General features: G+C 59.8%; 10 protein-coding genes and 1 tRNA gene. 7 read left to right on the plus strand and 4 right to left on the minus strand.

What is annotated here, in order from left to right:
• Positions 1–15 precede the first annotated feature (15 nt).
• The gene (locus DGI_RS05860) at positions 16–573 is read right to left on the minus strand and encodes a DUF2087 domain-containing protein (protein ID WP_021759875.1); all 558 of its coding nucleotides are present in this window, start codon (positions 571–573) and stop codon (positions 16–18) included.
• A 224-nt stretch (positions 574–797) separates the two neighbouring features.
• Complete coding sequence (locus tag DGI_RS05865) at positions 798–1,154, minus strand: DsrE family protein (protein ID WP_021759876.1); 357 nt, start codon at positions 1,152–1,154, stop codon at positions 798–800.
• 202 nt (positions 1,155–1,356) lie between these two features.
• Between DGI_RS05865 and DGI_RS05870 the strand changes: the two genes are divergently transcribed.
• The 3 genes from DGI_RS05870 to DGI_RS05880 all read left to right on the plus strand — a co-directional run bounded on the left by DGI_RS05870 (position 1,357) and on the right by DGI_RS05880 (position 5,960).
• A tRNA-Arg gene (locus tag DGI_RS05870) sits at positions 1,357–1,433 on the plus strand.
• 306 nt (positions 1,434–1,739) lie between these two features.
• Entirely contained in the window at positions 1,740–3,566 is a 1,827-nt protein-coding gene (locus DGI_RS05875) for a methyl-accepting chemotaxis protein (RefSeq protein ID WP_081696854.1), read from the plus strand.
• A 339-nt stretch (positions 3,567–3,905) separates the two neighbouring features.
• Positions 3,906–5,960 carry a diguanylate cyclase gene (locus DGI_RS05880; protein ID WP_021759878.1) on the plus strand — a complete coding sequence of 685 codons (2,055 nt, stop codon included), beginning with the start codon at positions 3,906–3,908 and terminating at the stop codon, positions 5,958–5,960.
• A 409-nt stretch (positions 5,961–6,369) separates the two neighbouring features.
• Here the strand turns inward: DGI_RS05880 and DGI_RS05885 are convergent, their stop codons facing one another.
• Positions 6,370–6,747: a hypothetical protein gene (locus DGI_RS05885; protein ID WP_021759879.1), complete on the minus strand. Its 378-nt coding sequence runs from the start codon at positions 6,745–6,747 to the stop codon at positions 6,370–6,372.
• 569 nt (positions 6,748–7,316) lie between these two features.
• Positions 7,317–9,785: a cache domain-containing protein gene (locus tag DGI_RS17020; RefSeq protein ID WP_021759880.1), complete on the minus strand. Its 2,469-nt coding sequence runs from the start codon at positions 9,783–9,785 to the stop codon at positions 7,317–7,319.
• A gap of 308 nt (positions 9,786–10,093) precedes the next feature.
• On the opposite strand from DGI_RS17020, the gene DGI_RS05895 reads away from it, so the two are divergent.
• The 4 genes from DGI_RS05895 to DGI_RS17025 are packed head-to-tail and all read left to right on the plus strand — an operon-like array spanning position 10,094 to position 16,155.
• Entirely contained in the window at positions 10,094–13,141 is a 3,048-nt protein-coding gene (locus DGI_RS05895; protein WP_158407294.1) for a chemotaxis protein CheB, read from the plus strand.
• Positions 13,138–13,545 carry a response regulator gene (locus DGI_RS05900; protein WP_021759882.1) on the plus strand — a complete coding sequence of 136 codons (408 nt, stop codon included), beginning with the start codon at positions 13,138–13,140 and terminating at the stop codon, positions 13,543–13,545. Before DGI_RS05895 ends, DGI_RS05900 begins: the two co-directional genes overlap by 4 nt.
• A gap of 13 nt (positions 13,546–13,558) precedes the next feature.
• Entirely contained in the window at positions 13,559–14,728 is a 1,170-nt protein-coding gene (locus DGI_RS05905) for a sensor histidine kinase (protein ID WP_021759883.1), read from the plus strand.
• Positions 14,725–16,155 (plus strand): PAS domain-containing sensor histidine kinase, encoded by a 1,431-nt coding sequence (locus tag DGI_RS17025; protein WP_021759884.1) that lies wholly within the window; start codon positions 14,725–14,727, stop codon positions 16,153–16,155. Before DGI_RS05905 ends, DGI_RS17025 begins: the two co-directional genes overlap by 4 nt.
• Positions 16,156–16,171 lie beyond the last annotated feature (16 nt).

Consider the following 16,171-nt stretch of genomic DNA (forward strand, 5'->3'; position numbering starts at 1 on the left):
CATGCAATATGCGGGCTAGCCTGCCCGGCGGGCGGTCATGTGTCGGATGAGGGCCACGGCTTCCGGCGGCGGGCGGCGCTCCAGGCGGCGATATTCGCGGCCGTCTGGCGTGCGCGTGACCATCGCGTGGTCGAACAGTTCCCGCCGCAGCAGGGCATGGTCGCCGAACAGATGATGCGCTGTCAGCAGGGCGTTGAGGGCGACCTCGGTGAGCACGCTGCCGGCCGGAATCCTGGACCAGAACACCCACAGGCACAGTTGCCGATGCGTGGCCTTGCCCGGCCAGCGCGTCAGGTTGCCGGCGGCGTCAAAGTGCCGGGCCACGCGGGCCACCAGCAGGTGATCCACGGGGGCCGGAGCCTGCGGCGGGCTGGCCAGCTGGGCCTGGGCCTCGTGCTGGGCCCGGAAATGCTGGAAGTTCTTGTACCCGACGGACTGCACCAGCATGTTCAGCAACTGGACATGGCTCGGCGCATGGCCGTTCTCTTGCAGTGTTTTGAGCAGGGACCGATTCAGGGACTTGGCCAGGGCGGAAACATCCTTGGCCACAAAGGGGAATTCGATTCTGGACATCACCTATCCTCGCGTGCGTGCCGCTTCGTGGGGAAGGTCGATGGTCGCTGGCTTACGACATGGCACCGGATAAGTGGGTGTCGAAGAAAAACGGGCAGGTTTAGCACCCCGTGCGGGGCAGCGACGCCTGGGTGAACTGCAGACCCGGCCCCTCCATACACCGCGGGCCATGCCATGGCAAGGCCGTGGGGGCGGACATTTTCAGCACCCCACGGCCTGCTGTGTCAGAACGTGAACACCTTGGCCTCGGCAGCCAGGTCGATGAGGGTAGCCCCGGTGCTGATGCGGAAGCCTTGGGGCAGGTCATCCTCGCCGATCATCCGGGCCTCGGCGCACGGCTTGCACACCAGGAGGGGCACCTGCCGGTCCTGCAGCAGGCGCAGGTAGGGCAGGCATTCGTCGCCGGTGGGGGCCTTGATGCGTTCGGTGATGCTCAAATGGCAGAGCTGCACGGCGTCGTCCACCAGGAACACCGTCACCTCGTGCCCCTTTTCCACCGCGATCTTGGCGAACTGAAAACACCGGACGCAGCGGGTGGGGTCTTCCGCCCCGCGGGACAGGACAAACAGAAAGCGTGCCATGGCGGCTCCTTGCGGCTGCAGTGCTGGCTGGAATTGGCCATAAAAGCATACAAAAAATGCGGGAATATGGCAACAGGGCCTGGAGGTTCCCGCCGCGACCGTCATGATTGGCGTGGCCGTCATGATTGGCGCGGCCGTGCAGCCTGCGTCGCGGCAAAGCAGTTGACGTCCCGCCATTGATGCGCTAAAGGATTTCTTTCTTGGGCAATTAGCTCAGTTGGATAGAGCGTTGGCCTCCGGAGCCAAAGGCCACAGGTTCGAATCCTGTATTGCCCACCATTAGATTTCAAGGGGTTGCGAAGTATTTCGCAGCCCCTTTTGTTTTGGCGGAACATGGGCAGGGCCAGCATGCATGGCGTTGCGCCTGACCCGAAGCCGCCCGGGCCACTCGCTGCCGTCTCTCTCAGACACTTCCAGGGCGCTGCCGTGTACGTCACGTTCAGTGTTCAAGAAAATCCTAGAGCAATCCGCCACGGCCCCCAGACGTATTGGAATTTATACCGTGTTGACGGGGATGATTCTCGTTGATACATGTTGTCCGTGGTATAGTATCGATAGACACTGAATCCATGTACAGGGGGCGGGATGGCCAGAGAAATGAAGATAACAACACGATTGGGGCTCGGGTTTGGCACGCTCCTGGCGTTATTGCTTGTCTTGTCTTCGATTACATATATCAACATTGGTTCACTTGTGACCACCTCCAGATGGGTCGAACACACCCACGAGGTCATCCAAACCGCTTCAGGTGCACTTCAAGAGTTGTTAAACATGGAGACTGGGGTCCGCGGATTTCTCATCACAGGAAAAGAAAACTACCTGGAGCCATTCAAAAATGGTGAAAGGGGTTTTTCTGAACTGATTGTGAAAGGGAAAAAATTGACATCCGACAACCCCGTCCAGGTTCAGCGTTGGGAAAAATTGCAGCGCCTGCAGCAGGAATGGATAGAAAAAGTTGCAACGCCTGAAATTGCTGCGCGCGAAGAGGCCGCAAAGCACGTCAGGACCATGGATAGTCTGATCAGTATGATGGAGCAAGGGTCTGGAAAGACGTTGATGGATACTATGCGCTCCATTCTCGCGGACATCATTGCAGTCGAGGACGGATTACTCGTGACGCGGGCCACTGAAGCTGCAGGGACAGTAAATTTTACAAAAAAATCAATAGTGATAGGCACATTGTTTGCCTTGTTGCTCGGCGCAGGGCTGTCGGTGCTCATTACCCGGAAGCTCTTTAACCAACTCGGGGAAGATCCTGGGTACTTATATGAAGTTGCCAGCAGGATTGCGGCTGGCGAGATGGATATCCAATTCAAGGACCACAAGGGGGAGGGCGGGGTCTATGCCATCCTCAAGCTTATGGTCGCCAATCTGAAACGCAAAATTCTTGAAGCTGACGGCAAGTCCGCAGAGGCGCTGGAAGAAACAGAGAAGGCGCGAGAAGCGAAGGCCCTGGCGGAAGCAGCCACGAAGACAGCCCAGGGCAAAGCGGACGACATCCTTCGCGCTGCCCAGCAACTCGAATCCGTCGTGGAGATTGTCACATCCGCTTCGGAACAACTGTCTGCGCAAATTGAACAATCGACCAGCGGCGCCGAGCAGCAGGCGCATCGTATCGGCGAAACGGCAACCTCGATGGAAGAAATGAACGCAACCGTGTTGGAGGTTGCGAAAAACGCCGCCAGCGCCGCGGGCACCGCAGATCAAGCGAAGAGCAAGGCGGCTGAAGGCGCTCAGGTCGTCAGCAAGGTTGTGCAGGGGATCGAGCGCGTCCAGCACCAATCCCAGGCGATGAAGACAGACATGGGCAGCCTGGGCAGACAGGCTGAAGGTATCGGGCAAGTTATGAATGTTATTTCTGATATCGCAGACCAGACAAATCTGCTGGCCCTGAATGCCGCCATCGAAGCTGCCCGGGCTGGTGAGGCGGGACGCGGCTTTGCTGTCGTGGCTGACGAGGTGCGAAAACTGGCTGAAAAAACGATGACGGCGACAAAGGAAGTCGGCGAGGCGATCCGTGGCATTCAGGATGGCACCAGACAGAATATCGAAAATGTCGAAAAGATTGGAAGAAATATCGAGGAAGTCACCGGGCTGGCAAAGAATTCCGGGAGTTCATTGCAAGAGATTGTTGCGTTAGCCGAAAGGACAACCGATCAAATCCGCTCCATGGCTACCGCATCGGAAGAGCAGTCCTCGGCCAGCGAGGAAATCAATCGCAGTATTGAAGACGTCAATAGAGTATCGATCGAAACGTCTGAAGCGATGCGGCAATCTGCCCAGGCAGTGAATGAGCTGGCCAATCAGGCCCAAGTGCTTAAGCGGCTCATCCATGAAATGAAGTCTGACAACAGCGTCAGTGCACATGCGCCTTCCCCTGGGAATCAACGCAGCGCGTTCGGGAGATCCTAGTGTGACGTCCCCGAAATAAGACGATGTCTCCATCATTTTATTTCGGGGAGGACCGGCCGCCAAGATGCGTGGATCTTGGCGGACTCACGAAGCCTGCGGCTCCGGGATCGCCTTGCAGACGGCCCAGTGTTGCGTCTTTCATATATGGACATATTTTGAGGACGCAACACTAGAGCAATCCACAATCCAAGCCGCAGAGACTGAGGAGGTTGGTGGTTCTTGTGACAATTATTGGTTGAGCACCATCAAAAATTGTGGTTCAAAGGTAGCGAGGACTCTTCAGATTGCTCAACCAACAGGCCTCCGTGCATTACGTCTTGCGAGCAAGGATCTACCATAATGGGTTTTTTTAGCATCAACACACTGGACGCCAAAACACTCGCGCTCTGCTTTGGGATTCTCAGCTGCTTGCAGTGTGTAGCATTTTATATGCAGTACAGAATAAATCGTTCTGAGAATGGTCTTCTCTGGTGGACTTGCGGTAGCGCCTGCATGTCTCTTGGTTTTTTGGTAAATTTTTTTCGCGACATAGAGTTGTTTCATAATTTCATTGTAATTTTTTACAATATGTCCTTTGTCGTTGGCATGTCGCTCATCTGTGTTGGCGTCTATCGCTTTGAGAACAAGAAAATACATCTATACAAAATCTTTGCAATAAACGTGCTCGCGCTTGTTTTCGTGCTGTATTATACAAGTGTGGTGTATAGTTTGGCGAGCAGGAGGATCGTTGTTTCATTGGCCCTTGCCTTGTTTTCACTGTTGTCCATCTGTGCGCTTCATCATGCGAGAATCGGTGCCCGTAACACTGCATCACGATTTTTGCAGCTCCTGTTCGGATTCAACGTGGCATGGCTGCTGTTTCTATCACTTCCAGATCTTTTGTCGGGTTCCCATGCCGTGTTCTTTACCAAGCCAACGCCATTGATTGTTTCTTATCTGATGCTCATGATCATAAGCACGCTTTGGACCTTTGGACTTATTGTTCTGGTCAATCAAAATCTTACAGCGAAACTGGAGAAGTCAAAGTTATTTCTTGAATCTACCTTGAATGGACTTTCCGCAAATATCGCGCTGTTGAATGAGCAGGGGGACATCATCCTCGTCAACAAGGCCTGGATGGATTTCGCAGTTTCCAATGGGATGAAGTCCCCCGCAGTCTTTAACGGGATGAATTATATAAAAGTGTGTGACGACTCTTCCGCAGCATGTGCCAAAGACGCATTGAATTTTTCAGATGGAATAAAAAGCGTATTGTCTGGGAAGCAACATATATTCACCACGGAGTACTCGTGTCACTCTGACAGTCTGCAGCGATGGTTTGTGGGAAGGGTCACGCCGTTTCCGGGAGATGGCCCAAAGCATGTTGTCGTCGCCCATGAGGATATTACCACACGAAAACTGATGGAGATTGCGCTTGAGGAGTCGAATAAAAAGCTTGCCGCAATGACCAATGAGGATGGTCTGACTAAGATCTCAAACAGGCGTCATTTCGATGCCGTGCTGGCGAGCGAATGCAGCAGGCATGCACGCAACCATGCCACGCTATCGGTTATCTTGCTCGATATCGACTACTTCAAGAACTTCAATGACTCATATGGGCACGTACAGGGCGATGAGTGCCTGCAGCGCGTGGCGTTTGCCATATCGCATAGCCTCAAGCGTCCTACGGACCTTGCCGCACGATATGGCGGGGAAGAGTTTGCCTGCCTTCTGCCGGAAACCGATCTGATTGGTGCAGTCAGCGTTGCAGAAGGCATCCGTAAATCCATTGAAGAGCTTTCCATCAACCATAGCACCTCATTGGTTTCCACTGTTGTCACCGTGAGTGTGGGCCTTGTTTCACTGTCGTGTGACCCTGGGACGTTGCCAAGTGATGTTGTGAAATATGCCGATGCGCTACTGTACCGAGCAAAGAACGAAGGGAGGAACCGCGTAGCGTTCAAGGACATGACGGACGTTCCGTACTCTTTGGGAGACCATGCAGGCAAACTGGCAATACAAATTTCTTGGCGCGACGGCTACTCATCTGGAAATAAAGGCATTGATGAGCAACATATGTTTCTTGTCGCCCTTGCCAACGATATTCTCAAGGTTGCTTTTTCCAAACATGACACCGAAAAATTGACGCAACGTATCTCGACACTTCTTTTGCATGTGGCGCAACATTTCAAATATGAAGAGGAAATTTTAACTGAAATTGGTTTTCCAAATGTAGACGCTCATATTGCAGAACATGAGCGCTTGTTGGAACGGTGCATGTCGCTTATGCGCGATCACTCTAGCCAGCCAATTCAGACGGTTGATGTGTTGCAATATATAATACATGATCTTGTGATGCAGCATATGTTTAGGGATGATGTGGAGTATTACCCGTTCATCACCTCGAATGCATAATGCCTCTTGTGGCCCAGTGTCGTTACGTACGTTTATGTATGCTCGAATTAAATGTTCGCTCGCGACTTGCGCGCCGCATGCTGGCGCCGGCATCCTGAGCGCAGGAGCCCGCAAGGGAAAGCCCTGATGAGCGGTGAGGTCTGCGCGGCAATGGAAAGATGCGGCCTCGAATACGGTCTGGCGAAGGATTTTCCCTTACGGAACCCCGCCAGCCAGCCCAGGCGTAACGGGGCCAGATGCCGCGTCCCGCGCCCTGCGCATGCAGTACGAATGCAGTGCCGGGGCCAGTCTGGCCCTGTGTTCCTGGGCGTGCTCTGGCAATGCTCTCAGGCTTTGTTGGTGGGCTCCAAGTGCGCGGTGACGCGAATACATCATCACAGCCAGGCATGCCAACCAGACTGCAGGTACATCAGATGCCTGGGATGGGGTAGATTTTGCTTTCCGTCTTCGCAGGATTTTTTTCTAAATGGCGGTATCGGTTCCAGGCCTGCTCTGACAGTCTATGCAAAATTGCATCAAGATCAGATTCCTGCATCAGGAGATGAAGCCCGGCTCCATCCATAAGTCTGTCCGAGAGCAGATACCCATTGCCTTGCTCAAGGTTGAGCTGCACATCAGGGATATTGATGTCCTCGGGTATTGAGTCGCAAATGCTTTTCAGGAGATCGCGTACAGTCTGATACAAAAACTTTTTGACGTCCTCCACCGATTCGGCCTTGCTCAGCATTTCACGGAAATGACTGCGAATCTCCTGCTCCTGTTTGCTGAATGAGCGTTGAAATGTCATATGTTCTCCTTATTGTGTGGACAGTTAGGCGGAAGTGCTCCCGGCAGTCTGGACCGTCTGGCGGCATCTGCAAGAGAGCGCCGGGATGTCCGGGAGCAACTGGTATCATGGTCAAAGAAAAAGCAGAATCAAGGCATGGAGTATTTGGACTATTGTCATGGGTATCATGTGCTGGTGTTTTGGCCAAGGGCTTTTCCCGAAATAATTGTGTCCTGAAACTTCTGGAGACATTGCTCAGTAAACGCGCAGCAGGTCCCTTCTGACAGAGTCGCCCCTCATGTGCGAAGTGCCCTTTAGCAGGGAGGGCGCGATGATTTGCACGTGATTTCGCGAGGAAACGCGTCGGGTATGGCGCAGCACATGCAGGTTTTGCAGAAAAGCCACCTGAGCGCGGTGCACTGGGCCAGGAAACGCTAGAGCATTTTAGCCTTGAAAAAGGACAGTGCGAGAGGGGAACCCTTTTTGCAAAAGGTTCTCCNCTTCCAAAACTTTAATAGTGACCTTGAATCACAATAAAAAATCTTTGGAAAGGTTCTTTCTCCGAAGAACGCGTTCGGGAATAAGTCGTCTTATTGTGCCGGCTGGCTGGGCAGGGCGACGATAAACGCGGCGCCGCGACCCGGTGCGGATTCCACCCAGATGCGGCCGCCATAGTGCTCCACGATCTGCCGGCAGATGGCCAGGCCCAGGCCGGCGCCCTGGGGCTTGGCGTCAGTGATGGCGGTCTGGCCCTGGTGGTATTTCTCGAAAATCCGTTCCTGTTCTTCCGGAGGCACGCCGGGGCCGGAGTCCTGGACCTGCAGCACCACGCCGCCCTCGCCATCGCTGCGCAGCTGCAGTTCCACCAAGCCTTGCGGGGCGAATTTGAAGGCGTTGGTCAGCAGGTTGAGGATGACCTGCTTGATGCGGTCCGGATCCACCCACAGGGAGGGCACGTCGTCGTCGATGGCGGCGGACAGGGCCACCCCGGGATGCGCATCCAGCTGGCCGCGCATGAAATCCAGCACCTCACGGGCCAGGGAAGCCACATCCACCAGGCGATCATGCCATTCCATGCGGCCGGATTCAATGCGGTTGAGGTCCAGCAGATCGTTGATGAGCCGGGTCAGGCGCAGGCCTTCGCTGATGATGATGGCGGCGTTATCCACCATCCGGTTGGCCAGCCCGCATGCCTGGGACTGACTTGCCGCCAGGGTGTCGCCCAGCCGGGCGGCGTCGCGGCGAAGGAGCTTGGCAAAGCCGAGGATGGAGGTCAGGGGCGTGCGCAACTCGTGGGACGCCGTGGACAGAAAGCTCGACTTCAGCTGATCCAGCGCCAGCAGCCGGGCGTTGGCGTCCTGCAGCTCGCGGGTGCGGTCGGCCACGGCCTGCTCCAGCTGGTCATGCTCCAGAATGCGGGCGGTCACGTCTCGCCACGTCACGTGGAGCATGCTGTCCCCATGCAGGGTGATGGGCACCAGGGACACATCCACCATGAACAGGGAGCCGTCCGCACGGCGGCACAGCCAGTCGAAGCGGTGGGAGCCTTTGCTGGAGGCAGCGGCCACATGCTCCGCGGCGGCTTCTGCAGAACGGCGGCCGTCGGGCTGCTGTTCGGGTGAGATGTCCGTGAGGGTGGAGTCGAGAAAGGCCTGCCTGGAGACATCCCCCAGCATGGTCAGGGCGGCCTGGTTGCACTCCACGAACCGGTTGTCCTTCATGAGCAGGATGGCGTCCGAGGAACCCTCGAACAGCCGGCGGAAGGCGTCTTCGCTTTCCCGCAGGGCCTGCTCGGCCTGGGCTTCCCGGGCCATCATGGCGTTGACCTCGCGGGCCAGGGTGCGGAACTCCGCATACACCAGGGCGGATTCGCGCAGGGGCAGCCGCACCTGGGCCGCCTGCCCGAAGTGCGCGCCGAACACCTCGAAATGCTGCCGCACCCCGCGGGCAAGGTGCCGGGCCATGAGGGCCGCCAGCCCAAGCACGGCCAGCAGCAGCAGGCCCACATGCAGCAGCCCCCGGCGCATGGTGTCCAACAACGCCTGTTGTTTGTTGGCAATGGCGTATTCCACGTCATCCACATAACACCCCGCGCCAATGATCCATCCCCATTCCGGGACGCCGCGGACGTAGGAGACCTTGGGCGACGGCGTCTGCCCGGTGAGCTTGCGCCAGCTGTATTCGGTGAAGCCGCCCTCGGGGTTGGCGGCGGCGGCGATCTGGTCGCGGATGATGAACGCACCGTGCGGGTCTTGCAGGTCCAGAATGGCGGGACCGCCCCGGGTGATCTGTCCATTGGTGAACAGGGGCAGCCCGGTGGTGGTGCTGCCGAAGAGGTAGCCGCCCGGGTCGAAACGAAGGCTCGCCAGCCGGTGCAGCGCTTCTTCCTGGATGTCCGCATGCACGTCGTCCAGGTATTCGCCCGTGCCGATGAACCAGTCCAGGCATGGGACATAGTGGATGTAGGCGATTTTTCGATGCGAACTGCCCTGGGCGCCGGGCTTGGTCCAGGTGTATTCATAGAACCCCTGGCCTTGTTCGCGGGCCAGACGGATCATGTCCTGGATGACCATGCGTCCGGCATCATCCTGCATGTGCAGCAGATTTTTGCCTTCCAGCTCGGGTCGGTCGGCAAAAAGCATCTCCACGCCGTCCAGACGGGTGGCAAAATAGTAGCCGCGGCCGTTGTTGAAGCGGATCTGTCGCAAGACCTCACGGACCAGCCGGCCGGGTTCTTCCGGGTCCGCATGCGGGTGGTGCTCCTGGCAAATGGCCTCGGCGATGGCGACGGCTTCGAGGGTTCTGGTGCGGATGTCCTTGCGCAGGCGGGATTCTGCGGTGGAGATGCTGTATTGAATGTACTCCACGGCCCGGATGACTTCCGCGCGAATGTCAGCGCGGCTTTCCGCCACGTAGGCCTGGCGCATGGCGTCCGACTCGCTGCGGAATGTGGCGTATTTGTCCATGACCCAAAAGACGGCCATGGTCATCATGGACACAAAGGCGATGCCGAGCAGCGAGGCCAGATGCGTGGAGGACAACCGCCGGAACACGGCCATAATACTCCTTGCCGGATTGACATCCGCCTGCGCGCCATCCGCCGTCGTGCAAGGCCGGACGGCACAAACGGAGTGTTTGAGGTCTTCGCAATGCCACATCATCCCAGGGGAGGCAACACCCCCAGGGTGCAGGAGAACATAGCGGCGGGCCATTGTCCAGCGGGGCACGGGGGATTGTGCCTGTGTCCGGTGTTGCGTTCCGGCATGGATTGCGGCAGGCTGTTGGGCTGAGTCGCAGATTGTGCGGCCAGCCCGCACTCGTGCATTGCGCAACGCGGGCCAGCCCGCATCAACCCAGGCGGATGACCATGGATCAGGACGAGATGCAGCAGCAGGGCAATCGCCCGAAGGATGCGGCACAGGCTGCCGCAGAAGGTGCCACGGACAGCGCCCGGTATTTTCCCATGCTCATTGGCGGCAGGGCCCGGTCTCGGCGGGACGAGCATGGCCCCTGCTACATTGTGGGTATCGGCGCCAGCGCCGGCGGCCTGGAGGCCCTGCAGAGCTTTTTCGCCAGCATGCCCACCGATACGGGCCTGGCCTTCATCGTGGTCCAGCATCTCTCGCCGGATTACAAGAGTCTCATGGTGGAATTGCTCTCAAAATACACGGATATGGCCGTCCTGCGAGTGGAAGATGACGGCATGGCCATCGAGCCCAACAGCGTGTACCTGATTCCGCCCAAGAAAAACATGATTGTGGTGGGCGGCAAGCTCTACCTTTCCGAACAGCCCGAGCGCCATGCCCTGAATTTGCCCATCGATGTTTTTCTGCGCTCGCTTGCTGAGGATCAGAAAGAGCACGCCATCGCCGTCATCCTCTCGGGTACTGGCAGCGATGGCACCCGCGGCGTGCGCGCCGTCAAAGAGGAGGGTGGCACCATCTTTGTGCAGGACGAGGCTTCGGCCAAATTCAACGGTATGCCCAAAAGCGCGATCAACACAGGCCTGGCGGATTACATCCTGCCGCCGGAAGAAATGCCTGCGGCCCTGGTGAATTTCATCCGCCATCCCTTTGTGGCCAACCCGCCCCACGCCGGGGAGGAGCCCCTGGACTACGACGCGGAAGACAGCTTCTCCCGCCTGTTCCAGCTGCTGCAGAAGAAAACCAAGGTGGACTTCACGCATTACAAGCCCGCCACCGTCATCCGGCGCATTGAGCGGCGCATGGGCATTGTGCAGGTGCACAGTCTGGACGATTACGTGGCGTACATCGTCAAGAATCCTCCGGAAGTGCTCGCCCTGTTCAAGGATTTGCTCATCGGCGTCACCAAGTTTTTCCGCGAGCCGGACGCCTGGGCGGTGTTGCGCAGCCAGGTGATGCCCCAGCTGTTCCAGGACGCCAAAGAGGAAGGCCGCGACGCCGTGCGCGTGTGGGTGGCCGGCTGCTCCACGGGCGAGGAGGCCTACACTGCAGCCATGCTGCTGCAGGACTGCAAGGAAGAGCTGGACTCGACCCTGGATATCAAGGTCTTCGCCACGGATATCGACCGCAGCGCCCTGGAGATCGCCGGCCTGGGCATCTACCCGGAAAGCATCGTGGCCGATGTGGACGTGACGTTCCTGAGCCGGTTTTTTGAAAAGCGGCCCAACGGCTACCAGGTCAAGCGCAGCGTCCGGGAGCTGGTGGTCTTTGCCCTGCAGAATCTGGTCAAGGATCCGCCCTTCACCAAGGTCAGCCTTATTTGTTGCCGCAACCTGCTCATCTATCTGCAGCCGGTGGTGCAAAAGCGCGTGCTGTCCATCTTCAACTATTCTCTGCATCCCAGGGGGGCGTTGTTCCTGGGCATCAGCGAAACCGTGGGCGACCTGGAAGACGCCTTCCGGGCCCTGGACAGCCGCAACCGTGTCTACCAGCACACAGGCAAGGGGGTGCTGCCGCTCAAGGGTTCCCTGGCCATGATGGCGGCGCCGGACCTCGCGGCGCGCATGCCCCGCCAGGCCTCGACCGATGCCTGGCCGCACAAGCGCTCGGAAATGCACGAGAAATACTACCACGAGATCATCGGCAAGCTGGTGTCCACCCTGCTGGTGGTCAACGAGGAGCGCGAGCTGGTGCAGACCTTCGGGAATTCAAAGGAATTCCTGGAGTTCCCCGTGGGCAATGTGCACCTGGATCTGCTGGGCATGCTGCCGCGGGAGTTGTCCCTGGCCGTGTCGTCTGCTCTGCACAACGTGCGCAAGGAGCTCAAGCCCTGCGAGTATCTGGGGGTGCGCGTCAAGAACGGGAGCGAGGTGCGTCTGGTGGACGTGCGGGTGGACTGGCTGCAGGCCAACAAGGCCGGCGGCAAGTACTTTCTGGTGCTGCTGGCGGAAACCGCCCGCCAGCCCGACGAAGCCAGCCAGCGCCCCCTGACCACGGCGGAGAGCGATGCCCTCTATGCCCAGCGCATCCAGGATCTGGAGCAGGAGGTGCAGTTTACCCGGGAGAATCTGCAAGCCACCATCGAGGAGTTGCAGACCTCCAATGAGGAACTGCAAGCCTCCAACGAAGAACTTCTTGCGGCGAACGAGGAATTGCAGTCCACCAACGAGGAATTGCAGTCCGTCAATGAGGAGCTGAACACCGTCAACGCCGAGTACCAGGCCAAGAACATCGAGCTCACCAAGGTCAACATGGACCTCAAGAACCTCATGGAGAGCACCGAGCTGGCCACGTTGTTCCTGGACAAGGGCCTGCGCATCCGCCGGTTCACTCCGGCCATGGCCCGCACGGTGAACATCCTGGCCCAGGACGTGGGCCGGCCGGTCTCGGATCTGGCCGTCCCCCTCATCAACCTGTACCTGGCCGAGACCCACCGCGTGCTGGCCGCCGGCGAGGTGGTGGAACGTCAGGTGGAGGAGGGGAACCGGCAATTCCTGCTGCGCATGCTGCCCTTCATCAACGAACGCAACGAGATAGACGGCGTGGTGCTCACCTTGCTGGATGTCAGCGCCCAGAAGGAAGTGGAACGCGCCCTCAAGAATCAGATCAAGATCATCGAAACCATTCTGGAATCCAGCCCTGCGGCCCAGCTGATGGTGGATGTGGAGGGGAACATCACCTATGCCAACAAGGGGGCGGAAGACATCCTGCTCCTGGACAAGAAGGCCCTCCTGCGCTCCAACCTGCATTCCGGACGTCTGAGCCTCACGGACCTGGACGGCCGACCCCTGATGCGCGATTACGGCCCCGTGGCCTCCATCGTGGACACCGCTGCCCCCCTGCCCAAGTTCGTGGTCCGGTACATGCACGATGGCATGGAGTATTACATCAACATCAGCGGCAATCCCATCCTGGGCGAGGCCGGCCAGGTGGAAGGCGCCGTGCTCAAACTCATGGAGATCGGCCGCCACTCCCGGACGTCTGCCATATGAACGCTGCACCGCAAATTCCCGAGGCTCCCCAGGCTTCCATGGTCCTGGTGGTGGACGACGACGCCGCCACCCTGGATGTCCTTGCCCGTCTGCTGGCCAAACGAGGGTATGCGCCGGTCACGGCGGCCGACGCATCCCAATGCTGGGCCGCCCTGCACGAGGCGGCACCGGCCCTCATCCTGCTGGATCTGTTTCTGGCCGACGAAGACGGCATGGCGTTGTTGCGCGCCATCAAGGCCGATCCCCGTCTGGCCAGCGTGCCCGTGATCATCCATACCCTCATGGACCGTTGCGACTATCGGGAAAAGGCCCTGGCCCTGGGCGCCGCGGCCTACCTGATCAAACCGCTGGACTTGCGGGACGTGCTCGATCATGTGGCGCGGCTGGTGCCGGCGCCTGGATAGCCTGGAGGTGTCCATGGACGTTTCGAAGCAAGACACCCAAGGCCAGGAGGCTGCCTGCGCCGCGCTCTTGCGGCATGAGGGCGTGTGTCTGGCCATGCTGGACGCCGAGGGCCGGTTCCTGCACGTCAACCAGACCCTCTGCGCCCTGCTGGGGCGTACGGCAGAGGAGCTGACAGCCCTGCGGCTGCAGGACGTGGCGCATCCGGACGATGCCGAACCCCTGGAGTGCCAGTTCGCCGAGCTTCTGGCCGGGCAGCAGACGCATGTGATGGAGGAAGCCCGCCTGACCCAGACGGCAGACCGGTCCGTGTGGTGCATTGTCTCCATCACGCGCCTGACGCCGGACAGGGAGGCCGCCGCGCCCCGCTGCCTCGTGTCCATGCAGAACATCACGCCCCTGCCCCTGGCCGTGTCCCAGCTGCGGCACACCGTGGGCGAGCTGGCCAGCCGCAACCAGGAGCTGGAAGATCTGGCGCACGTCATCTCCCACCACCTGCGCGAACCCCTGCGCGGCATGTTCAATTATGCCTCGCTGCTGCAGGAAGACCACGGGAGCCAGCTGGATGCCGAAGGCCACACCCTGCTGGCCAAGCTCCTGCGCCTTGCCCGCCGCATGGAAGATCAACTGCAGGATCTGCTCGCCCTGGCCCGCTTTGGTCACGCGGAGCTTGCCTGCGCCCGCACGGACATGCGCCAGCTGGCCCTGGAGGCCGTGGAGAATCTGGCTGCGTTGCAAGGGGAGCGGTGCGCCCACATCTGCATCCCCGAACGCCTGCCCGAGGCCATCTGCGATCCGCTTCTCATTGCCGAACTGTGGCAGATCCTCATCGGCAATGCCCTGCGTTACTCCGACAAGTTCTCAGGCCAAGTGGAAATAGGGTTTGTCGACACCGCTCCCGTGGTGTATTATGTCAGGGATAATGGGATCGGCATCCCGGCCGGGCTGCAGGAGCGAATCTTCATGCTCTTCAAGCGGCTGCACCACCGCGACGCCTATGGCGGCGGCAGCGGCGCCGGGTTGGCCATTGCCCGAAAGATCGTCGCCCGCCACGGCGGTCGCATCTGGGTGGAGTCCACCCCTGGCGAGGGAAGCACCTTTTCTTTCACCCTGTCTGGAGGCCCGGCATGCACGCAGACGGACGATCCCTCCCGGCAGCCCCCTCCCGAAAGGAGCACGCGATGAGCGCTGCCCGCGCCCACACCGGCGACCGCTTCGATACCCTGCGTCAGCGGGCCGAGGCCGCGCTGGATAGAATAGAGGCCGCCTCCCGGCTGGAAGAAGCCGGGGATGTGCGCGTGCTCATGCATGAACTCTCCATCTATCAGGTGGAGCTGGAGATGCAGAACGAGGAGCTGCGCCATGCCCAGCAGGAGCTGGAAGCCGCCCGGCGGCTCTCAGACGCCCTGCTGGCCACCTCGCCCACGGGCATCATGCTGGTGGATGCCAACGGCGTCATCCTGCGCACCAACAAAGCCACCTCCATGCTCCTCGGGCTGGAGCGCACGCACCTGGAAGGCCAGCGTTTCGGCGTGTTCCTGGATCCGGACTCCCTGTTCGAGTTTCAGGAGCTGCTGGCCGTCGCCCTGGAGGGCGGGCCGGCCCGGCCGCGGGAACTGCGGCTGCGCCGGCTCGGCGGGCTGCGCTTCCACGCCCGCATGGACTGTTCCGCCCTGGACCTGCAGGACCTGCAGGCCGCCGCCGTGCCCCAGGCCGTGTGCACCTTTCAGGACATCAGCGATACCGTGGCCCTGCGCGAGGCCCTGCGTTCGGAAAACCAGTCCCTGGATCACCAGCTGCGCCGCCGCGCCCAGGAGCTGGAAGAGATCAACCGGCGACTGGTGGAGTTGCTGGACCAGTACGAGGCCGCCCGCCAGCAGGCCGAAGCCGCCCAGCGGGCCAAAACGTCCTTTTTGCGGAACATGAGTCACGAGCTGCGCACGCCGTTGCATGGGCTCATGTCCTTGACGGAAATCCTGCTCGCCACAGTGCGTGAACCGCAGGATCGCGAGCTGGTGGATATGGCCCGGGCCGGGGTGGCCGGGCTGGTGGAACTGTTTCAGGACCTGCTGGATCTGGCGGCCATGGAGGCCGACGCCCTGGAGATGCTGCCCGCGGACGTGGCGCCCGAACTCGTGCTCGACGCCGTGTGCCAGAGCATGGCTCCCGTGGCCCGGGCCAAAGGGCTGCGTCTGGACTGGGCTGTGGACCCCACCGGAAACGGCTCCCTGGCCTGCATCCGGACGGACGCCGTCCGCCTCAAGCAGGCCTTGCTGGCCCTGCTGGGCAATGCCGTCAAGTTCACCCCGCCCGGAGCCGGCGCCGTGGTGTGCGCCAGCTGCCGGCAGGCGGCGGACGGGCTGGTGTTTGTTATCGAGGACACCGGCCCGGGCATCCCGTCGCCGCAGCTGGGGCAGGTCTGTGGGCTCTTCGTGCAAGGAGACGACAGCCTCACCCGCGCCCATGGCGGGTTGGGGGCGGGGCTGTCCATGGCCTGCCGGCTGGTGGGCCTGCTCGGCGGGACGTTGACCTTGGATAACCGCCCGGAAGGCGGCCTGCGCGCCACGGTGCGCCTGCCTGCCGCACCGTGCTGCGGTGAGACGCCGCGTTGAACGGCCAACCCATTGG

The sequence above is a fragment of the Megalodesulfovibrio gigas DSM 1382 = ATCC 19364 genome (assembly GCF_000468495.1).
GTDB classification, from domain to species: domain Bacteria; phylum Desulfobacterota; class Desulfovibrionia; order Desulfovibrionales; family Desulfovibrionaceae; genus Megalodesulfovibrio; species Megalodesulfovibrio gigas.